The 19895-nt window shown below is 53.5% G+C and carries 20 protein-coding genes and 1 tRNA gene; 7 read left to right on the top strand and 14 right to left on the bottom strand.

Going from position 1 to position 19895, the window contains the following annotated elements; translation table 11 throughout:
- Positions 1-49: 49 nt before the first annotated feature.
- The 5 genes from QLQ17_RS14545 to QLQ17_RS14525 form a co-directional block, all read right to left on the bottom strand.
- Positions 50-1060 (bottom strand): ABC transporter ATP-binding protein, encoded by a 1011-nt coding sequence (locus QLQ17_RS14545; RefSeq protein WP_283210335.1) that lies wholly within the window; start codon positions 1058-1060, stop codon positions 50-52.
- Positions 1057-2055 (bottom strand): ABC transporter ATP-binding protein, encoded by a 999-nt coding sequence (locus tag QLQ17_RS14540; protein ID WP_283210334.1) that lies wholly within the window; start codon positions 2053-2055, stop codon positions 1057-1059. Before QLQ17_RS14540 ends, QLQ17_RS14545 begins: the two co-directional genes overlap by 4 nt.
- A 4-nt stretch (positions 2056-2059) precedes the next feature.
- On the bottom strand, positions 2060-2992 hold the full coding sequence (locus QLQ17_RS14535; RefSeq protein ID WP_283210333.1) for an ABC transporter permease: 933 nt from the start codon (positions 2990-2992) through the stop codon (positions 2060-2062).
- Positions 2989-4038 carry an ABC transporter permease gene (locus QLQ17_RS14530; protein ID WP_283210332.1) on the bottom strand — a complete coding sequence of 350 codons (1050 nt, stop codon included), beginning with the start codon at positions 4036-4038 and terminating at the stop codon, positions 2989-2991. The genes QLQ17_RS14535 and QLQ17_RS14530 overlap by 4 nt, the downstream gene beginning before the upstream one ends.
- Positions 4039-4119: 81 nt before the next feature.
- Entirely contained in the window at positions 4120-5682 is a 1563-nt protein-coding gene (locus QLQ17_RS14525; protein ID WP_283210331.1) for an ABC transporter substrate-binding protein, read from the bottom strand.
- A 298-nt stretch (positions 5683-5980) separates the two neighbouring features.
- Between QLQ17_RS14525 and QLQ17_RS14520 the strand changes: the two genes are divergently transcribed.
- Positions 5981-6538 (top strand): YaeQ family protein, encoded by a 558-nt coding sequence (locus QLQ17_RS14520; protein WP_283210330.1) that lies wholly within the window; start codon positions 5981-5983, stop codon positions 6536-6538.
- Here the strand turns inward: QLQ17_RS14520 and QLQ17_RS14515 are convergent.
- On the bottom strand, positions 6512-7222 hold the full coding sequence (locus QLQ17_RS14515; protein WP_283210329.1) for an LrgB family protein: 711 nt from the start codon (positions 7220-7222) through the stop codon (positions 6512-6514). The two genes, QLQ17_RS14520 and QLQ17_RS14515, sit on opposite strands and share 27 nt — an antisense overlap.
- Complete coding sequence (locus QLQ17_RS14510; RefSeq protein WP_283210328.1) at positions 7219-7575, bottom strand: CidA/LrgA family protein; 357 nt, start codon at positions 7573-7575, stop codon at positions 7219-7221. The genes QLQ17_RS14515 and QLQ17_RS14510 overlap by 4 nt, the downstream gene beginning before the upstream one ends.
- A 187-nt stretch (positions 7576-7762) precedes the next feature.
- Between QLQ17_RS14510 and betA the strand changes: the two genes are divergently transcribed.
- The 6 genes from betA to QLQ17_RS14480 all read left to right on the top strand — a co-directional run bounded on the left by betA (position 7763) and on the right by QLQ17_RS14480 (position 13503).
- Entirely contained in the window at positions 7763-9460 is a 1698-nt protein-coding gene (betA, locus tag QLQ17_RS14505) for a choline dehydrogenase (RefSeq protein ID WP_283210327.1), read from the top strand.
- Positions 9461-9536: 76 nt separating this feature from the next.
- Entirely contained in the window at positions 9537-10136 is a 600-nt protein-coding gene (gene betI / locus QLQ17_RS14500; RefSeq protein ID WP_283210326.1) for a transcriptional regulator BetI, read from the top strand.
- Positions 10137-10225: 89 nt separating this feature from the next.
- Positions 10226-11158, top strand: a complete 933-nt coding sequence (locus QLQ17_RS14495) for a choline ABC transporter substrate-binding protein (RefSeq protein ID WP_283210325.1) — start codon at positions 10226-10228, stop codon at positions 11156-11158.
- Between the two features lie 133 nt (positions 11159-11291).
- Positions 11292-12134, top strand: a complete 843-nt coding sequence (gene choW, locus QLQ17_RS14490) for a choline ABC transporter permease subunit (protein WP_283210324.1) — start codon at positions 11292-11294, stop codon at positions 12132-12134.
- Between the two features lies 1 nt (position 12135).
- Positions 12136-13323 (top strand): choline ABC transporter ATP-binding protein, encoded by a 1188-nt coding sequence (gene choV, locus QLQ17_RS14485; protein WP_283210323.1) that lies wholly within the window; start codon positions 12136-12138, stop codon positions 13321-13323.
- A gap of 103 nt (positions 13324-13426) precedes the next feature.
- A tRNA-Arg gene (locus tag QLQ17_RS14480) sits at positions 13427-13503 on the top strand.
- 911 nt (positions 13504-14414) lie between these two features.
- On the opposite strand, the gene QLQ17_RS14475 is transcribed toward QLQ17_RS14480, so the two are convergent.
- The 7 genes from QLQ17_RS14475 to QLQ17_RS14445 form a co-directional block, all read right to left on the bottom strand.
- Positions 14415-15236, bottom strand: a complete 822-nt coding sequence (locus tag QLQ17_RS14475; protein ID WP_283210322.1) for a hypothetical protein — start codon at positions 15234-15236, stop codon at positions 14415-14417.
- 180 nt (positions 15237-15416) lie between these two features.
- A complete protein-coding gene (locus QLQ17_RS14470) occupies positions 15417-15815 on the bottom strand; it encodes a VOC family protein (RefSeq protein WP_283210321.1) in 399 nt (132 codons plus the stop codon).
- 43 nt (positions 15816-15858) lie between these two features.
- A complete protein-coding gene (locus QLQ17_RS14465; protein WP_283210320.1) occupies positions 15859-16665 on the bottom strand; it encodes a helix-turn-helix domain-containing protein in 807 nt (268 codons plus the stop codon).
- A 70-nt stretch (positions 16666-16735) separates the two neighbouring features.
- A complete protein-coding gene (locus tag QLQ17_RS14460) occupies positions 16736-17503 on the bottom strand; it encodes a HEAT repeat domain-containing protein (RefSeq protein ID WP_283210319.1) in 768 nt (255 codons plus the stop codon).
- Positions 17504-17585: 82 nt separating this feature from the next.
- Positions 17586-18008, bottom strand: coding sequence for a hypothetical protein (locus QLQ17_RS14455; RefSeq protein WP_283210318.1), 423 nt, complete (start codon positions 18006-18008; stop codon positions 17586-17588).
- 119 nt (positions 18009-18127) lie between these two features.
- Positions 18128-18664 carry a ClbS/DfsB family four-helix bundle protein gene (locus QLQ17_RS14450; protein ID WP_283210317.1) on the bottom strand — a complete coding sequence of 179 codons (537 nt, stop codon included), beginning with the start codon at positions 18662-18664 and terminating at the stop codon, positions 18128-18130.
- Positions 18665-18741: 77 nt separating this feature from the next.
- The gene (locus tag QLQ17_RS14445; protein WP_283210316.1) at positions 18742-19845 is read right to left on the bottom strand and encodes an agmatine deiminase family protein; all 1104 of its coding nucleotides are present in this window, start codon (positions 19843-19845) and stop codon (positions 18742-18744) included.
- Positions 19846-19895: the final 50 nt, after the last annotated feature.

The following is a 19895-nucleotide window of genomic DNA, read 5'->3' as shown; positions in this document are numbered from 1 at the left end:
CCATTCTAGCTCACAAACTCCCTGCCAGAAGATCTCGATTGCCACCTACTCACAAGCGATTTTCCTCGACCGCGTGACAGGCCACCTGAGTGCCACCGTCCGTGGTAATCAACGCAGGCACTTCCGTTCGGCACCGTTCGTTGGCATAGGGACAGCGGCCATGGAACACGCACCCGGAGGGCAGGTTCACTGGTGTGGGTACCTCGCCCTGCAAACGGATATGGTTTGGTCGGTCATCTTCCAGTTTCGGAATCGCCGACAGCAACGCCTGGGTATAGGGATGGCGCGGGTTGGAGAAAAGAGTTCTGGTATCCGCCAGCTCACACACCCGGCCGAGGTACATCACCGCCACTCGGGTACCGAAATGCTCCACCACCGCCAGGTCGTGAGTGATGAACAGGTAGGTCAGGCCCCGCTGTTCTTGCGCTTCCATCATCAGGTTCAGCACCTGAGCCTGGATGGACACGTCCAGAGCGGAGATTGGTTCGTCTGCCACGATGAACTCCGGATCCACTGCCAGCGCGCGGGCAATGGCAATGCGCTGACGTTGACCACCAGAAAATTCATGACCAAACCGGCTGCCCCAATCGGCATCAATGCCCACGGATTGCATCACATCCTGCACCTTGGCCTTGACCCGATCCGTTTTCCAATCCGGATGGTGGAACCGGATCGGTTCTTCCAGGGTTTGCTGGATCGTCATACGGGGATTCAGCGACGCGTAGGGGTTCTGAAAGATCATCTGCATTTTGCGGCGGTATGGCAGCACCTGCTTGCCACTGAGATGGTCAATGCGCTCGCCGTCGTAGTGGATCTCCCCCGCCGTTGGCGACAACAGGCCCATCACCGTGCGAGCAACGGTCGATTTACCACAGCCGGACTCGCCCACCACGCACAGCGCCTCGCCCTTATGGACTTCCAGATCAACGCCATTGAGGGCGTGGACGGCTTCCTGTTTGCGGCGAAGACGACCACCCTCGAACTGGAGCTGTTCCAGAAGGCTGCCGGACAGATCAAACTTCTTTTCCAGGCCGCGAATACTCATCAACGGGGAGGTCATGATCCGGCCTCCTGCATGCGTTTCTCCTGCTCTATAAGATTACTGACTTCGTAACAGGCCACGTCCACATTGCCGGACCGAACATACTCAGGCATGACCTGCCGGCACTGGTCGGTGGCAAAACTGCAGCGCGGATGGAACGGACAGCCCGATGGCACATTTTTCAAAGACGGCATGGAACCGGGAATCTGGAACAGCTTCTGCCCCGGCTCACCCATTTGAGGCAGAGCGTTGATCAGCCCCTGGGTGTAGGGATGCTGCGCATCGTTAATAATTTCACGGGTCGGGCCCTGTTCAATAATGCGGCCGGAATACATCACGAGCATGCGCTGAGTGACCTGAGAGACCACACCGAGGTCATGGGTGATCAACATCAGCGCCACGTTGTCCTGCTCGCACAGCTCCAGCAGCAGCGCCATGATTTCCGCCTGAATGGTCACATCCAGAGCGGTCGTGGGCTCGTCGGCAATGATGATTTCAGGGTCCAGCAACAACGCAATGGCGATGATCACCCGCTGACGCATACCACCAGACAACTCGTGTGGGTACTGATCCAAACGCTTTTCCGGCGACGGTATCTGAACCTTCTGGAGCTTGCTAAGGGCAATGGATCGCGCCTCTTTGTTGTTGGTTTTGCGGTGGGCCTGAATCGCTTCGACCATCTGCGTGCCAATGGTGAGCACCGGGTTCAGGGTCATCATCGGGTCCTGAAAAATCATCGCGATGCGATTGCCACGAATCTTGCGGAGCTCCCGCTCGCTCATCGCCGCCAGGTCTTTTCCCTCAAACAGAATCTGCCCGCCTGCAATGTAGCCCGGACGGGCAATCAGATTGAGGATCGAAAACGCGGCTACAGATTTACCGGCACCGGACTCACCGACCAGCCCTAAACGTTCGCCCTTATCAAGCTCGAAACTGATGCCTCGCAGCGCAGTGAGATCACCGCCACGCACTGCGAACCGCACGTCCAGGTTTTTAACTTCCAAAAGTGCCATGGCGTTATCCCTTGTACAGCCGTGGGTTCATGACATCCCGCAACCAGTCACCAAGCAGGTTGATCACCAGTACCAGAACCACCAGCACCAGGCCGGGAATCAACGTAATCCACCAGGACCCGCTCTGGATATAGTCAAAACCGGATTTGATCAACGATCCCAGCGAGGGCTGAGTTTCGGGCATACCCAAACCAAGAAACGACAGCGCCGCCTCGGAAATGATGGCGTTGGCAATCTGCACCGTGGCGATGACAAAGATCGGCGACAGGGTATTGGGCAGAATGTGCCGGAACATGATGCGACCGGTGCCGAAGCCCATCACCTTGGCAGCATCGACGTATTCTTTTTTCTTCTCTGCCAGAACCGAGGCCCGCACAGTACGGGCAATCTGCGGCCACTCCGCCACGCCGATGATGAAGATCAGCATGTAAATGGCAATCTCGCCAAACATCAGATTGCCGAAGCTGGCCTTGAACACGGCACCCACAATAATGGCGACCATCAGGGTGGAAAAGGAAAGCTGCACATCGGCAATACGCATCAGGACGGAGTCGACCTTGCCGCCAAGGTAGCCGGCCAGCAGACCAAACAGAATGCCCAACACAGCCTGCAACAATACGGCACCAAAACCGATCATCAGCGACACACGGGTACCATAGAGAATGGTGGACAACATATCCCTGCCCTGCGCATCGGTGCCCAGCGGGAAAGCCTCGTCCGCACCGTTCATGCCCACCGGTGGCAGCTCCGAGTTCATGATATTGATCTGCGCCAGATCGTAAGGGTCGGTCGGCGCCAGCAAGGGGGCAAAGATGGCCGACAAGACCATCGACAGCAGCACGATGAAGCTGGCAATGGCCACCTTGTCACGTTTGAAGCTGTACCAGAAGAAGGACTCGCGGAAGCGGTCCCAGCGGGAAACCGTTGCCGTTGTCATGCTTTTTTACCTGTCAGTTTCACAGTGGGGTTCACCAGCCCGTAGATCAGATCAACGATGGTATTGGTGACGACGAAAATCAGCCCGACCACCATCAGGTAGGCCACGATCAGCGGAATATCGCTGCGAGTGATGGCTTCCAGGAACATCAGCCCGACACCGGGCCACTGGAATACGGTCTCGGTCAGAATGGTGTAGGCAACCATGATGCCAATCTGCACACCGCCGACGGTGATCACCGGCAGCATGGTGTTTTTCAGGGCGTGCAGGAAGTTGACCCGGCCAGCACTCAGGCCCTTGGCCCGCGCATAACGAATGTAATCGCTCTGCAGCACTTCCATCATTTCGGCACGAATCAGTCGAATGAACAGCGGCAACATGATCGACGCCAGTGACACCGACGGCAGGATCAGATGGGACAGTCCACCGGCGGTGAAAAAGTTGGATTCCCAGGTACCGAACAAATGAGTCAGGTCATCGCCGCGACCGTAAGACGGCATACCGCCATCGGTGGACAAAGCGTCGTTCAGCCACTGGCCCCAGCCCGTATCGGCAGGAAACAGCGTGACCGTCACCCCAATGGAGAACAACTGAATTAACACAATGGCCGTGAGAAAGACCGGAATAGAAATACCGACCGTACTCACGCCCATAAAGAATTTGGATAGCCATGCCTGGGGCCGGATCGCCGCATAGACGCCGATGGGCACAGACAGAAAAATAATAATAAGGCTGGCACCGATCACCAGCTCCAGTGTGGCTGGCAGGTGTTCAGCGATGACTTCCAGCGTTGGCTTGCTGAAAAAATACGAGTTGCCCAGGTCGCCCTGCAAGGCATTACCGGCAAATCTCAGGTACTGAACCACCATCGAATCGTTCAGACCGAGTTCTTCACGAATGGCCTCCCGCTCCTCCTCGGACACGGACATACCGACCATTTCCTGAAGCGGATCTCCCAACCCATCCTGAATGGCGAAGGCGATCACACTGATCACGAACATGACCAGCAGTGCCTGCGACACCCGCTGTACCAAAAACGCTAGCATGGACTATTTCCGGAATTGGCTTGAAAACAAAAGGCCGGCCCGGCAAAGCTCCGGGCCGGCCTGACTTTGCGTGCTGACGATTTACTTGACGACCAGGTCACCCAGGTACGGGAAGTTCATGACGTTAAGCACCGGCTCAATCATCACGTTCTTCTTCGACGCCCAGGCCAGGTCCTGCCAGTGCAGCGGAATGAAGGCCGCCTCGTCATAGAGACGCTGCTCCACTTCCTGCAGCATGGCTGCGCGCTTGTCCAGGTCGGTCTCGACGTTGGCCTTGTCCACCAGAGCATCGATTTCCGGGTTGCAGTAGTTGCCTGCGTTGTACTGGCCAGAGCCGGTCTCGGCGTCCGGGCAGAAGGTCAGGAACTCGTAGAAGTTCGCTGAATCCTCGGTGTCCGCATGCCAGCCGATCATCATCATGTCCGCAGCACGGTTATCGTACTCGGGCCAATACTGCGCTTTTGGCAGTGTCTTCAGGTCCACCTTGATATTGATCCGCGCCAGCATCGCTGCCACTGCCTGAGCAATCTTGTCGTCGTTCACATAGCGGTTGTTGGGCGCCATCATCGTGATGGTAAAGCCATCCTCGTAGCCGGCTTCCTTCATCAACTGCTGCGCCTTAGCCACATCAAAGCGCAGCGTGAGCGACTCATTGTGGCCCTGGTAGCCTGCTGGCGACATCTGCGCGGCAGGGGTCGCAAAGCCTTTCATGATCTTTGCGGCAATGCCTTCCTGATTAACAGCGTAGGCAATGGCCTCGCGTACCTTCGGGTTCTTGAAGGCCTCGACACGTTCCTGGTTCATGTGGAACAGAATGATGCGGGTACCGCTCATGGTGACCAGCTGCGTGTCCTTGTCGTTGCGGATACGCTCCAGGTCATTCGGCGGCACTGGTGCGATGAAATCCACACCGCCTGACAACAGGGCCGATACGCGGGTGTTGTTTTCCTTGATCGGGGTCATCACGATCTTGCCGACGTTACCCGGGGATTCGGTGTCCCAGTAGTCGTCAAAGCGCTCGAATTCAACGCGAACCCCTTGCTTGCGCTCGGTGACGGTGTAGGGACCGGTGCCGGACAGGTTGGTGGACGCAAAAGAACTGCCGTGCTTGGTGATGGCGTCCTTGTCTTTACCGTCTTCGGTCTTGCCGCTGTAAAACTCGCTGTCCAGCGGGAAGATGTAGGTGGCCGTGTTCAGCAGCAGCGGATAGGGCTCGCTGGTAACCAGTTCAAACGTGTAGTCGTCGATCACGTTAATGCCGCTGAACGGCTTAAAGATCGCCTTGAAATCCTGACTCTGCTTCAGACGGTTGAAGGTGAATTCAACGTCTTTGGTGGTCAGCTCATTGCCAGAATGAAATTTGACGCCCTCACGGAGTTTGAAACGAACCGTTTTGTCGTCCAGACGTTCCCAGCTTTCGGCCAGGCGGGGCTCAACGCCCAGATCTTTGGTCCAGCGAACCAGCGGATCAAAGGTCATGTGAGAGAGCTGCAGAATACCGCCAGACAGCTGCTCATGAATATCCAGGGTAACCGGGTCGGCGTCGTACGCCATTTTCAGTTCCTTGGTGGCGTCCGCTGAAAAGGCTGCGGGTGCAGTGGCCAGAGCCAGGGAACCGACAAATGCTGTAACTAATTTTTTCATCGCGTTGTCCGTCGCAGTTTTTTGAATTTTTCATGTACATCGACGCAAATGGCTGCGAGATGCTGAAAACAACCTAGACGGGCAATCGAAAATCGGCAATCGAAATAACGACAGACACCTATTCAGATGACGAATGCTCTTAATTCGAGCATGCCTGCACCAGATTGAGATCCACCAGAGCCTGCTCTTTACACGCTGTAGACGCATAGCCAGTGCGCAGGGTGATCGCATTACCATGTGCACCGGCCTAAACTGTCGCTCTCGAACCGTGCAGACCTAAAGTTCCCAAGGACGCCCAATGGCCCTCAAAGCAACCATTTTCAAAGTCACCCTGAACATTGCTGACATGGACCGGCACTACTACGCCGACCATCAACTGACGCTTGCGCGACACCCGTCGGAAACCGATGAGCGCCTGATGGTCCGCCTGCTTGCCTTTGCTCTCAATGCCAGCGATTCCCTTGCCTTCACCAAAGGCCTGAGTACGGACGACGAGCCCGAACTGTGGCAGAAAAGCCTGACCGACGACATCGAACTCTGGATTGAAGTGGGCCTGCCGGACGAGAGTCGACTGCGGAAAGCTTGTGGCCGCGCCGATCAGGTCATCTGTTATACCTACGGCGGCCGGGCCGTCCCGCTGTGGTGGGAAAAGATGGAGGGTAAGGTCACCCGCTTTAACAATCTGACCATTGTCGATTTGCCCCAGGAAGCCACGACGTTGCTGGGCAAACTGGCAGACCGGAATATGACTCTGCAGGTGAACGTTCAGGATGGCGAGATCGCCATCGGCAATGAAACGGACCGCATAACCATCACACCTGAAACGCTGCTAGAACGGAAACAGAAACGGCAGTAGCAAGGCCGTGAACACGCCGGTCAGGCTCATGCCCAGCGAAGCAAAGGCGCCTGCTGTAGCACTGATCTCAAATGCCCTGACCGTGCCTACTGCATGACCGTTCAGCCCCAGCGTGAAGCCAAGGATGCGTTCATCCGACACCTTCAGCTGACCAGCCAGAAGATCCACTGCAATGGTGGCAACGACGCCGGTCAGCAACAGCGACCCCATCAATAGCGGCACCGAGCCCCCCAGGGCTTCGGTGATACCGATGGCAATCGGCGCGGTGACTGATTTCGGCGCCAGTGACGCCAGAATGTGGGGCGTTGCACCCAGCGCCCAGGCGATCACCAGTGCATAAATGACTGCCAGCATCGCGCCGACTGGTAAAGCCACAAGAATCGGCATCAGCATTTGCCGAATGTGATGCATCTGCTGAAACAACGGCACGCCCAGCGCCACCGTGGCCGGGCCGAGCAGAACGGTCAGCCACAAGGCGCCTTCCCGGTACGCCGCATAGGTGAGCGGCAGAGATACGATTGCAAGCGCCAGAACAACAGCCGAAACAAAGACGGCTGGTAACCAGGCCGGCTTGCCCATCAGATTAACCAACGCCTGCCCTGCCAAAAAAGCCGCCAGTGTTAACCCAACCGCCAGCATCGGATCATCACCCAACGCTGAAAGAACGCCCGCAAGCCCCGTCATTGAGTCTCCTGATACTTGCGAGGACCGGTGAGCCATCGCATAAGGAGCAACGTGCTGAGCACACTGAGCACGGTCCCGATCAGCAATGCGGACAGGATGGCCAGCCAATACCCGTCAAACGCATCGGCCTGGAAAAAAATGCCCACGACCCCGGGCATGATCAGTAGCACCAGTACCGAAATGATGGCTTTACTGGCAGACGCCAGCCCGTCCGATACCTGCCCCCGCATCACCAGAACGGTGACCAGGCCAAGCATGCCCAGGACGCCACCACTGATTGGCAACCCCAGACCAAGCCGCGCCGTTTCGCCTGCCAGAAAAAAACCGATCAACACCAGAAAACCGCGAAGCATCTCGACAAAAGCCCTCAATCCGTCAACGCCCTAACTGTAGATTGAGCACGCTAACAAAGCCACAAAGTGACGCCGCAGGCGTGTGTAGTGGAGAGAGGATAGAAGCCTGGACTGAACGTCCGTTCAAAATGTTGTACACTTGTTCAAATTCCGAATCTTTTTTTGGTGACGTTGAAGAGGTGTGCCCATGGCAGAACAGCATTTCGATCGAGAATTTGACTATGTCATTGTCGGTGCCGGCTCGGCCGGTTCAGTGCTTGCAGACCGTCTGTCGGCAGACGGACAGCATCAGGTGCTGGTACTGGAATTCGGCGGTAACGACAATTCGATATTCATCAAAATGCCTACGGCGTTCTCCATCCCGATGGGCATGGAAAAATACGACTGGGGCTATCACACCAAATCCGAACCTGGTCTTCAGGGGCGCAGCATTCATCAGGCCCGAGGAAAGGTCATCGGAGGTTCGTCCTCCGTCAATGGCATGGCCTATGTGCGTGGCAATGCGGGGGATTTCGCAGAGTGGGAATCTCTGGGCGCTAAAGGCTGGGGCTATCAGGACGTTCTGCCCTATTTTCGCCGCGCAGAGGACTGTGTCTACGGTGCCAATGACTATCGAGGAACCAGCGGTAGTTTGACCACCTGCAACGGCAACAACATGAAAAACCCCCTGTACCGAGCGTTTATAGAAGCGGGCAAACAGGCCGGGTATGGCGAGACTGACGATTACAATGGTTATCGTCAGGAAGGCTTCTGTCGTATGGATATGACCGTAAGAGATGGTGTCCGTTGCTCCACGGCCATGGCTTATCTGAAGCCGGCCCTCAATCGCTCCAACCTCTCTCTGGAAACGCATGCACTGACAACCCGCGTCATCATGGAGGGCAAAAAAGCCGTAGGGGTGGAATATCGCCAGAATGGAAAAACACTTCGAGTTCGGGCGCGAAAAGAAGTCATCCTCTCAGCCAGCGCTTTTAACTCGCCCAAGCTGCTGATGCTATCGGGCATTGGACCGGCAGATGAACTGAAGAAACACGGGATTGAAGTGATTCATGACCTCCCTGGTGTTGGCAAGAATTTGCAGGACCATCTCGAAGTCTGGGTTCAGCAGGAGTGCACACAGAACATCACCTTGAATGGATGGCTCGGCCCCCTTGGCAAGGCATTCATCGGGGCGCGCTGGCTACTGACAAAGACAGGTCTGGGAGCCTCCAATCACTTTGAGTCCAACGGCTACATTCGCAGCCGTGCGGGGCTGCAATATCCCGACATCCAATACCACTTTCTTGCCGGTGCGATTGCTTACGACGGCTCCAGTGCCGCCGACGGGCATGGGTTTCAGGTGCATCTGGGGCACAACAAACCGGTCAGTCGCGGCGAGGTAACACTGGCATCGGCAGATCCTGCGGCGGCGCCAGAGTTATTTTTCAATTACCTCAGTGCTGAAGAGGATCGACTCGCCTGGCGTCGCTCACTGCGGCTGACCCGCGAAATTTTCGCGCAGCCGGCGTTCGACCCCTATCGCGGTGAAGAGTTGTCACCAGGCAAAGATGTCCAGACAGACGATGAAATCGATGAATGGGTCGCTCGCACCTCAGAAACTGCCTATCACCCGGCAGGCACTTGCCGAATCGGTGAAGACGCCATGGCCGTGGTTGATCCCGAGTGTCGGGTTCACGGAATCGAAAATCTGCGGGTGGCCGATTCTTCCATCATGCCCACGGTGACGAATGGCAACCTCAATGCGCCCACGATCATGATCGGCGAAAAAGCGGCCGATCATATACTGGGACGGGGCCTGCTGGAGCGTGAGCAAATTCCTGTTTTCCGGGCTGACGAGTGGGAAGAGAAGCAGCGAATGGGCGAGCCCATGAGAAGCCCGACTTGAAAATTGAACAGATGTTCAATAGGCTGAATATATATTCAAGCCTCATGACAGACTCATGACAGGACAGTCAGGACGAATGCGACGGATCTCAATTGGATCAATACGGCGTCAGGAATTGATCAACGCCGCCCTGGAAGTTATTGAGCAACACGGCTTCCACGCGGCCACGGTCGGCAAGATCAGCCAGGTCTCGGGATTATCGGTTGGCATTGTCAGTCACTACTTCGGAGGCAAGCAGGGTTTGCTGGAGGCGGCGATGCGCCACCTGCTCTCACTGCTGCAGCAGGAGTTGATTGGCTCCATTAAGAAAATGCCGAACGATCCATGCTTGCGACTGATGGCCATTGTTGACGTCAACTTTTCTGGTCAGCAGACGGTCGGGAAATCGGCAAAAACCTGGGTCGCATTCTGGTCTCAGGCGATGTACAGCCCCGCGTTGGCAAGGCTGCAGAGAGTCAACGAGCTCCGCCTGTTTTCGAACCTGAAGTATTACTTGCGTCAGATAGTGCCGGATGACCAGGTGACTGCTACCGCCCACACTGTCGCTGCGTTGATTGACGGTTTCTGGCTCCGGGCGGCGCTCAGTGAAGGTCGTTTGGATTCGGACAAGGCGGCGGCGCTGTGCAAGACCTATATTGAACAGACCATACAAAGAGCAAAGATGGCAGAGCTTTGAAGCATGGTCTTTCCGGAGTCGAAATTCTGATGAGTCCGAGAAAGACACCAAGTCCGTTCATAAAGATCGATAAAACGAGGAGAAAGAGTATGCGAGCTTTAATTGTTGGCTTAATAGGCGCGTTGGCGAGCTCAGCCGCGTTGGCTGCAGCACCAAATCAGGAATGTAAAGTAGTCCGCTTTTCAGATGTGGGCTGGACTGACATCACCGCAACGACAGCGCTTACGTCTGAAGTGCTGAGCGGCATGGGCTATGCGCCAGAGAACAAGGTGCTTTCAGTTCCGGTCACCTACCGTTCGCTCAAGAACAAAGACATTGATGTGTTTCTTGGCAACTGGATGCCAACCATGAAGGGCGACATCCAGCCTTATCTCGATGATGGTTCGGTTGAGAGTGTGCGGGCCAATCTCGAAGGCGCCAAGTATACACTGGCCGTCCCCGCCGAGGCCTACAAGGCAGGTGTTAAGAACTTTTCGGATATTGCCGAGTACGCGGACAAGTTCGATGGAAAAATCTATGGCATCGAGCCGGGTAATGATGGCAATCGCCTGATTCAGGACATGATCGACAAAGACGCCTTTGGTCTGGGTGATTTCCGCCTGGTGGCGTCCAGCGAAGCCGGCATGTTGTCACAGGTTGGGCGCGCCATTAAGCGCGACGAATGGGTCGTTTTCCTGGGCTGGGCACCCCACCCGATGAACGCCAACTTTGACATCGAATATCTCGCCGGCGGCGACGATTATTTCGGCCCGAACTACGGCGGCGCAACGGTTTATACCAATGTTCGCGCGGACTACCTCAATGAGTGCCCGAACCTGGGCGTTTTCTTTAATAACCTGGAATTCTCGCTGAAAATGGAGAACGAGGTTATGGGTTTGATTCTCAACGATGGCATGGACCCCAATGCGGCAGCACGCCAGTGGTTGAGTGCGAACCCAAGCGTCCTCGGCAAATGGCTGGCCGGCGTGAAGACGATCGACGGTGAACCCTCAATGCCGGCGGTCAAGAAATCCCTAAAGTAATGGTCATCGCCAGGGAGTAGGCTTGTGCCTCTCCCGAATTGGCTTTGCGGCTGCTGATGGCAGCCGCTCCTTCCAGCCCAGGCTGAAATTGCACTTATACTTCAGCCTGGCGCTCCAAGAAACGGTACTGTTTATGGACTGGATAACTGAGCACAAGCTGCCCTTCGGGGAAGCCATGGAAGATTTCGTCGATTTGCTGGTTGATCACGGAGGCGCCGTCTTCGATGCAATTTCAGAAACACTCGACACTCTGATCCATGGTCTCACCGAAGGACTACTTTGGATTCATCCAGTGGCCCTGATTCTGGCGTTCACCGCGGCAGCGTGGCTCTGGCATCGGCGCTGGGGCATGCCCGTCTTTACGATCGTTGCCTTTGGGCTGATCTGGAACCTGGGTTATTGGGAAGACACCATGGCGACCTTGTCACTGGTGCTATACGCCACCGTCATCTGTATCGCTGTCGGTGTTCCTCTGGGTATTTTTACCGCCCACCGAAACTGGATGTACCGGTTCCTGCAGCCGGTGCTGGACCTGATGCAAACGATTCCTCCGTTTGTCTATTTGATCCCTACACTGACCCTGTTTGGGCTGGGTGTCGTGCCGGGCGTCATTTCAACGGTGATTTTCGCCATCGCGGCGCCCATTCGACTGACATACCTGGGCATTTCCGAAGTCCCCAAGGAGTTGCTTGAAGCGGGAAGATCCTTTGGCTGTACCCATCGGCAACTGCTGTTCAAGGTCGAGTTGCCTGCAGCCATGTCCTCCATCGCTGCGGGCATCACACAGTGCATCATGTTGTCACTGTCGATGGTGGTGATTGCAGCACTGGTGGGTGCGGATGGTTTAGGTGTTCCGGTTGTGAGAGCTTTGAACACCGTGGATATCGCAAAAGGTTTTGAGGCTGGCCTGGCCATCGTGCTGCTGGCTATCTGGCTGGATCGCTTCTTTAAACAAAGAGACAAAACGGCAGGCTGAGATGATCGAATTTGACAATGTAAACGTTGTGTTCGGCAAGCAGCCTCAGCGGGCGCTGCCGATGATTGAGCAGGGGCTGACCCGGTCCGAAATTCAGGAGAAAACAAAGCTTGTGGTTGGCGTGAATCGAGCCAACCTGACCGTGGAAGAAGGCGAAATCTGCGTTCTGATGGGCCTGTCAGGTTCGGGTAAGTCCAGCCTGGTGCGTTGCGTGAACGGACTCAACAAAGTCACCAGCGGGTCTGTGCGCATCAAGGATGGCGATGAGTACATCGACTTTGCGACGGCCTCGGAGCCGGTACAGAGAGATCTGCGAACGCGCAAGATTTCAATGGTATTCCAGAACTTTGCGCTTTTCCCCTGGCTGACAGTGGAAGAGAACGTCGCCTTCGGTCTGGAAATGCAGGGCCTGTCAAAAGCCGAGCGACTTAAGAAAACTCGCAGGCAGTTGGAGTTGGTTGGCTTGTCCCAGTGGGCTAATCGTCGCCCCGACGAACTCTCCGGCGGCATGCGCCAGAGGGTCGGCCTGGCACGAGCGTTGGCAACAGAGTCGGATATTCTGCTGATGGACGAGCCGTTTTCGGCACTCGACCCGCTGATTCGCGAGCAACTCCAGAACGAGCTTTTGGAAATGCAGCGCGAGCTCAACAAGACGATTGTGTTTGTCAGTCATGATCTGGATGAGGCACTCAAACTTGGGTCCAAGATTGCCATCATGAAAGACGGTGAAATTGTGCAGCAGGGCCGCCCTGAGCAGATTGTTCTTGACCCGGCAACAGACTATGTACGCAATTTTGTCGCCTCCGTGAATCCACTGAGCGTGCTGCGCGTCAGGTCTGTGATGCAATCCTTGGATGCTGTCGCGTCTGACGATCAGGGTCGCAAGCTGATCAGCAAGGCGCACGACATCTGGCTCGAAAACCCTGGAACCGCCAATGCCTCAGTGATCTATCAGCGGGACGACAGCTTTCATCCCCAGATCTGGTCGAGCGACAGAGATATTACGACGCTTGGAAAACTGCCGACAATCGTATCCAACGATACGACACTGAGGGAAGCAGTCGAGATTCGTTATGTCACGGGCCACTGTGTTCTGGTGGAGGACAAGAATCACATTGTGGGGTTTGTTGCGGATCGCCAGATTTACCATTCGCTCCTGGGTAAACATTTGGGCGAAGAGTCGGGCTAAGCTGCGGTTCAGACTGAAGACAACGCCATACCGACACTGGACAGGCCACATCTTCACACGTAAGATTGCGCACTCGAAATTGGCGTGCGATACGCCGCTTTCACCGCCCGTAGCTCAGCTGGATAGAGCGTTGCCCTCCGGAGGCAAAGGTCATAGGTTCGAATCCTATCGGGCGGGCCATATTCCATAAAAAAGCCCCGCACTTGGCGGGGCTTTTTTATGGAACTGTGGTTATCAGCAAACGAGGTAGGCGAGAGGCAAGTGTCAAAAGAGCAAGGTTCGCCCGACTTTTTCTCCCTGCGGTAAGCAACAGGCCTAGCGCTGGTGTATCGACAACCTTCGCTCGCAACTTTTCATAAGCCCACAATCGCTACGTAGAGAGAAACTATAGCGAAGACGCATGACAACACGAATCTGGCCAAAAAAACCGGGAAATTCTTGAATGCCTCTATCTTATAGCCCCAAAAAAAGATCTCTCCGGTAACTAATGCCCGAAACATATCAATTGAAAACACAACGAAAAATGAACATGCCCCAACAGTCACAGCACTTTCCTGTCTGATGACGCCGCATTCAGACAAGAACCAGAGCACCAAACTTCCAATAACAGTCAAACATAGCGCTCCGATCAAAAGAGCCATCAAAAAACTGCTTTTCTCGCTAGGCCGATTCGACATGCCAGTAACCAAATTCCTTTATCTAGAAAAACATCAAAAATCGTGGCACCTGCGTCTAATACTGCGGCACCTTTATTCCATCTCTTCGGCGTCACAGCACCCAATGCACTAGCTCCTGTTGAGACGCCAACACCGCAAAAACACGCTGATACTGCAGCATTAGAAAGAGAAACCGTCTGAGCGATGGCTGGACCTATTGCGGTGGAAGAGAAAAGCCGATTGATTTCTAGCCCCGTCCGTGCCTTCCGGAGGCAAAGTCATAGGTTCGAATCCTATCGGGCGGGCCATTATTTCAAAGGCCTGCGTGCAAACGCAGGCTTTTTTTATGATTGTGTCCAACGTGTGTCCGCGATATCAGAACCTATATTTCTACCCCCTCTGTTGGACTTTCGCACCTGACAAAGCGCCAACCATTCATTCGTCGTAATAACGAGAAAGCTCTGTCGCCCACAGCTCCGCCCAGTTCTGGAACATGCCAGCTGTGCCATTCAGGAAAGCTCTGTTCTGTGTCTTAAAAAACTGTTGCGCTACTGGCGTTGCACTCCACTGTAGGTACAGATCTATTTCTTTCTCAGTGAGCTTGCCAAACTCCGAAACAAGAATTTGCAAGGTGGCAGGCTTTGCTTCCTCAACAATCTCTCTTTTGATCGACTGGTAATCGTTTCTTAGAAAACTTTCATATTCCGAATAGGCCAGACCGTAGTACTCAACCATTGTTTTGAACATGACCCTGACCGTCAAAAGAGCTATCTCCGCCCCTGTCTCAGACTGACCCGTCAGCCGATCCAATTCAGCAGCTTGGCTCAGTCTCTTCGAGTCTTGCAGCCAACCAGGGAGCAAATCAGTCGAACCATCGGAGCCACCGTCAGTGGCCACTTGGTTTCGAGCTTTGGTGACTTTTTTCCCGAGCTCTGAGTCCATCCATTCGATAAGCTGCTCCAGTTGACTGTCGTTGAGAGAAACATCCATTTCATGCCTCATGCTTGATAGAAGAGGACCAGAGGAGATGGTTTGTTCAGCACTCTCGATGAAGATCTTTTGTTCTTCAGCTGAGACTTCAGGCCATTGCTCTTGGAGACCAGCTTTTAGCATTCCAGGAAATTCTCGTATCTGCTCCTCCAGTCCCGAGGTATCGAGAAGCTTCTCGATCTTCTGAGCTTTTGTGGCTGGCACAGCCGAATGCGAGAAGAGGAACAGGGAAAGCAATAAAAGGATTGGAGTAGATTTGAAAAACATAAGCATTCCATGCCGTGGTTTGGATTCCCTAGACAGTCAGACCGTCCGTTCTTCGATATTACTTTGATACGGAATTGCCTTCCACACTGTTGTTAGCGTTCCTCAGCAACACAGTGAACGGTTGGGCATGCAAATTCTGACCGAAGTCCGCGTGCTTTGACCTGGCAGAATTTGCTCTGACTAGTTACCTGAAACTTCTAAATGTTGGACCACGTCAATTCGAAAGCCTGCCGGGTCTTGCAGCATAAAGTGTACCTGTCCCCATACTTCTTCTTTGAGCTCCATAGCCATCGGCAAACCCATTTTCTGGGCTTCAGCATAGGCGTGAGCTGCATCTTTAACTTCTAGTGATATCACATAGCCATCGGGCGACATCAGTGGCCGAAGAAAGTCTGGCTGGCTTGAATGTTCCGGCATCAAGAAGCCAAGTTGTACACCTGAACTTGGTGACACCAAATGCAGGTAAAATTCAGCGTCGTAAAATACGGCATTAAAACCGAACACGGATTCATAGAATGCTTTCACCGCTTCTAAATTCGCCGTTACCATCACAGGAAACATCGCGTCTATTTCAATCATCTTATTCACCTCTTACTGTTGATTCGATGAATAGCATTATTCTTCACTCAGAAGAGTGGTGATTGTATAAAACGGACATTTTCCTGAATTGTGTAGGCGTGACTCCGGTAAAACGCTTAAATTCGCGCACAAAATGAGGCTGGTCGTAGTATTGATCCAGGTAGGCCCTGCTGTGCTGCGGTGCATTCATCGCCTTGAAAACGCTCTGAAACCTGAGCACCTTAAAAAAATCTTTGGGAAGCAAGCCAACGTGTTGTCTGGCCAACCGTCTAAGCTGACGTGCAGACACACCAAATTCAGAGTTCCGACGGTCTGACAGGTCAAGATTAGAGCTGACATTGTCGTAACAATATCGAATGTAACGAGCCAGGCGGGGGTCAACATCGGAGAACGTTATGGCTGAAAGAATTACTGCCGACAAGTTATCGCAGCGCTTATCAAAACTCTTTGTGTTATCAATGGCTTCAAATACAGAGTAAACGATATCCGCCGGTAGCAAGTCTTCCGCCTTTACACTACTAGCCTCACCCCATTCCCCTAAAGGCACTGAGATCAAACCTTTATGTCCTAGAACTCGAAAACGAATACCAAAAAATGAAGCCGGGCCATCGATATGAAATAGAATAGAAGAAAGAAAGGGCGGAATAAGAAAATTATCGTCGAAGCAATCTCGATTAATGATCCAATCAACGCAGTTATCCGGCACACTGTGGTATTGAAACTGGCCTTTGGGGACTGTGAGCTGCCAATACGATTGCACCCAACGATTTAACGGCGACAATGGCTGCCGCGTTTTATAGGCGCGGTCGTCAGCGACGCTGCCTTGAATCGGGTTATAATCTAAAAACATTTTAGTACCGGTAAACAGAGCATTAGCTTTCCTGGCTACTGGCGTTTGAGGCGATGCCTGCAACGTGTTGTTAGGCGATATTTCGCAACCCTTTCCGCGTGATGTAACTTGTTGCTGCAGATGGGCTTTTGTCCTTCCAGGCTTTGCAATAGCTCACAACCCATTGAGGATTTGACTTGGCTGCATCATTTAACCAGTTACCGCACGAGTCTTGAACATACCTTGATGAATCGTTCATAACACCATCCAACAAGACCTGCGCCAGACAGGGTGACTCCTTCAGCTCGGCTATGTGCTTAGACCATACACCTCTTGGCCTCGTGGCCTCGATGGCAAATCGGCGAATGTTTTCCGAAGGACTACTAACCCACGACTCGAGAGCCTCCAGAGATTGAGTTAACTGTGCCGATATGGTGGGCCGGAGTGCCAGCCAAGCCCACTCTCTTACCCCGAAGTGGGCGTCATTCGCGAGTGGCTGGATAGCCTGTAGCTTTCGACTCAATGAAGAGTTTTGGTCTTTACCAATCACGAACGCCGCCCAGCCACGGACGGTATCCGAGGAATGATTCATCAGGGACTCTGCAACGCCAACACCAAAGCTGTCAGCAAGAATCGTTGCAACGAGGTCCATGCGCTTGGTTATACCCAAACCCCTCGCTTCTGTCATTCGGCGCTGATCCCGAGCGGGAATACCTGGCGCAACATGCCCAAGCAAGACGCTGAAATCAATTGCGAGTGATTCCGAGAGCGTTGCCGACTCCTCCTCGCCCGAATTCAACCGTTCGAGAAGCTCTGGGCAGATTGCATCACGACTTCTTGCTCCGACTCTTTCGGCCATGACTTGGTCTCTTGTCGCCTAACGCTCACATTTTTGGCCGGTTTGAAGCGCAGCAGAAAACCAGCCCGGCAACATGGGCTTGTTAACTGGCACTTTCGATCCCTTCACTGTGAAAATTTGTTCCCAGCGCAGGTGCTTCGATGGTCCAAGTCGAGAAAACGCATGCATAGGATTCGGCAACGTCGGCCATAAACTCGACCCAGCCACGGTGTTGCTCTTCTGTCATCTCGATGCCATAAGGACGAGTGGTGCCCCTAACAAGCCAATACCCGTCCCTCTCAGACTCTACAACTTCCATTTCATAGTTCTCCGAAAGCTGATTGGCAAGCGCTTCGACGTCGTGCTGGCACTGCCCGAAATGAACAAAGTCCAGCGCCAAAACTGTATCGGCTACTACTCCGGCTGCCTTCATCTGGCGCCACAGGTCTGCGGCCTCCTGAAGACACTGCGATTTTTTGCGACCAAAGAAGTCTTCCCATACCTTCTGCGGATCTTCGGTTAGCACGAGATTCTCCTTTGCCCGCTAACAGCCTGTTAGCGTGAATTCATATTAAACGGCAACGACATGATCCCGGCCTCGCCCCACGACAAGTATTTATTTACGTTGAACTAACCAACGTGCCACTAGGAAAACTTTTTAGCATGCGCCTTGAGCTTTTTAATAGCCCAATCATAATGACTGGATAAAGCAGATACACAATAACTGCCTAGCGATGTTGTGCCTGTCCAGTCGAAATACTTTTTCGTAAAAAGCTCTTCATCAGAGAAGGTCTGCACCATCTCAATGACTTCTTTATGGCTTGATTTGACCAGTCTTTCAGAACTCTCAAGACTTGTATTCTGGTGCTTTTTCCAGAACTCAATGTTCATATCACCATAGGTTTTCCAAGTATAAGGGGCAGGTAAAAAATCCGCCGGGTCACCGGACAGGTTCGATTTCACCCATTTCAAAAGAAGTTGATGCCACTCGTATAGATGTATCAATACATCTCGCAGATTTTTATCACGTTGCCAGTGGGCTTCTTTTTTCTTTTTGTCATCACTAAAGTCAAATTCCGTATTTAATGACTCTTCCGGCATTGATTCAATCAAGCTCCAAAGTTTCTCAAAATTGGAGTTAGCTGCCTCTATCATTTCTTTTTTATCGCCAGGTCTCGCCATAACCTATCATCCTCCAGCTTCACGGCTAAACGCGGAAACATTGCAGCGCGTGTCTCGCGTCAGACTTCCATGACTTGTCAGACCCTGGGCTCCTGCTGCGTTGTGCAGTGGATACCTCCTCCTCCAGCCGCTATTCCATCAATGTTAATCTGTATGACGTCACGTCCGGGAAACAGGTTTTGCAATTTGCGCTTGGCCGCTGCGTCAGCGTTGGGATCACCAAACTCTGGGGCTATCACGGCGCCATTACAGACGTAGAAATTGATATAGCCAGCGGCAAAGTCATAGTTATCAAATTTCGACCGAACTATTGAGGGAGCTTCAAGAACGATCACCTCCAGCTTTTGGCCTTTGGCATCACTAGCCGTCCTCAGAATGTCCAGGTGCCGCTTTGTTACTGCGTGATCGAAAGACCTTGGGTCGGGATCATAGGCAGCGACAACCACTCCGGGACGCGCAAAACGAGCATAAAAGTCAGTGTGGCCATCGGTGATATCTTTACCCTTAATACCGGGCAACCAGATGATCTTTTCCAAACCAAGCAGCTGCTTCAACTCCTGCTCGAATTCGCTTTTGCTGAGGCCAGGATTTCGATTTTCATTGAGCATACAGCTTTCGGTAATGATCGCAGTGCCGTGACCATCAACTTCAATCCCTCCGCCCTCAAGCACCAGGTCGGTCCCGATGCGGCGGACACCCGCTCGGCGAGCGACGAATGAAGCAACGTCAGCATCATAGTCAAAGTTCTGCTTCTGCCCCCATCCGTTGAAGTTGAAGTCAATCGCTGCCTTGTCGCCATTTTCCGTCACAACAAACACAGGGCCAGTATCCCGCATCCACAAATCATCAAGCCGACAACTAATGAGCTCGACTCTGTCGCCCATAAGTCGCTGAGCTAATGGCAGGTCAGCCTGGCGAACGAGCATTGACACTGGTTCATACTTCGCAATGCTCAGTGCAATGGTCGCCAAGTTACGCTGAGCCTCTGACAAGAGTCTCTTTCCCCAGATTTTTTGACTGGCTCCAAACGCCATCCATGTGCGCAGATGAGGATCGCTCTCATCCGGCATGAACCACATACTTTTATTATTCAACATTGCAAACGACTCTTTTGCATCACCAAACAGAGTGGTTGCTGCAACAACGCTGAGCGACTTTATGAACCCGCGCCGGTTGATCATGAAATTGCCTCTACTTTAAGGCCCAGTGCCTTGCCAGACGGTTATGGTGA

This window comes from Marinobacter sp. CHS3-4, assembly GCF_030053415.1.
Lineage (GTDB): Bacteria > Pseudomonadota > Gammaproteobacteria > Pseudomonadales > Oleiphilaceae > Marinobacter.
This window is presented reverse-complemented; position numbering and strand designations above follow the sequence as displayed.

Bases quoted from the DNA above. Each gene is read 5' to 3' on its own strand.
- QLQ17_RS14525 (WP_283210331.1), bottom strand. From the start codon at position 5,682: ATGAAAAAATTAGTTACAGCATTTGTCGGTTCCCTGGCTCTGGCCACT.
- betI (WP_283210326.1), top strand. From the start codon at position 9,537: ATGCGACGGATCTCAATTGGATCAATACGGCGTCAGGAATTGATCAAC.
- QLQ17_RS14495 (WP_283210325.1), top strand. From the start codon at position 10,226: ATGCGAGCTTTAATTGTTGGCTTAATAGGCGCGTTGGCGAGCTCAGCC.
- choV (WP_283210323.1), top strand. From the start codon at position 12,136: ATGATCGAATTTGACAATGTAAACGTTGTGTTCGGCAAGCAGCCTCAG.
- QLQ17_RS14535 (WP_283210333.1), bottom strand. From the start codon at position 2,992: ATGACAACGGCAACGGTTTCCCGCTGGGACCGCTTCCGCGAGTCCTTC.
- QLQ17_RS14520 (WP_283210330.1), top strand. From the start codon at position 5,981: ATGGCCCTCAAAGCAACCATTTTCAAAGTCACCCTGAACATTGCTGAC.
- choW (WP_283210324.1), top strand. From the start codon at position 11,292: ATGGACTGGATAACTGAGCACAAGCTGCCCTTCGGGGAAGCCATGGAA.
- betA (WP_283210327.1), top strand. From the start codon at position 7,763: ATGGCAGAACAGCATTTCGATCGAGAATTTGACTATGTCATTGTCGGT.
- QLQ17_RS14465 (WP_283210320.1), bottom strand. From the start codon at position 16,665: ATGTTTTTAGATTATAACCCGATTCAAGGCAGCGTCGCTGACGACCGC.
- QLQ17_RS14470 (WP_283210321.1), bottom strand. From the start codon at position 15,815: ATGATTGAAATAGACGCGATGTTTCCTGTGATGGTAACGGCGAATTTA.
- QLQ17_RS14515 (WP_283210329.1), bottom strand. From the start codon at position 7,222: ATGACGGGGCTTGCGGGCGTTCTTTCAGCGTTGGGTGATGATCCGATG.
- QLQ17_RS14530 (WP_283210332.1), bottom strand. From the start codon at position 4,038: ATGCTAGCGTTTTTGGTACAGCGGGTGTCGCAGGCACTGCTGGTCATG.
- QLQ17_RS14450 (WP_283210317.1), bottom strand. From the start codon at position 18,664: ATGGCGAGACCTGGCGATAAAAAAGAAATGATAGAGGCAGCTAACTCC.
- QLQ17_RS14445 (WP_283210316.1), bottom strand. From the start codon at position 19,845: ATGATCAACCGGCGCGGGTTCATAAAGTCGCTCAGCGTTGTTGCAGCA.
- QLQ17_RS14475 (WP_283210322.1), bottom strand. From the start codon at position 15,236: ATGTTTTTCAAATCTACTCCAATCCTTTTATTGCTTTCCCTGTTCCTC.
- QLQ17_RS14545 (WP_283210335.1), bottom strand. From the start codon at position 1,060: ATGACCTCCCCGTTGATGAGTATTCGCGGCCTGGAAAAGAAGTTTGAT.
- QLQ17_RS14540 (WP_283210334.1), bottom strand. From the start codon at position 2,055: ATGGCACTTTTGGAAGTTAAAAACCTGGACGTGCGGTTCGCAGTGCGT.
- QLQ17_RS14510 (WP_283210328.1), bottom strand. From the start codon at position 7,575: ATGCTTCGCGGTTTTCTGGTGTTGATCGGTTTTTTTCTGGCAGGCGAA.
- QLQ17_RS14460 (WP_283210319.1), bottom strand. From the start codon at position 17,503: ATGGCCGAAAGAGTCGGAGCAAGAAGTCGTGATGCAATCTGCCCAGAG.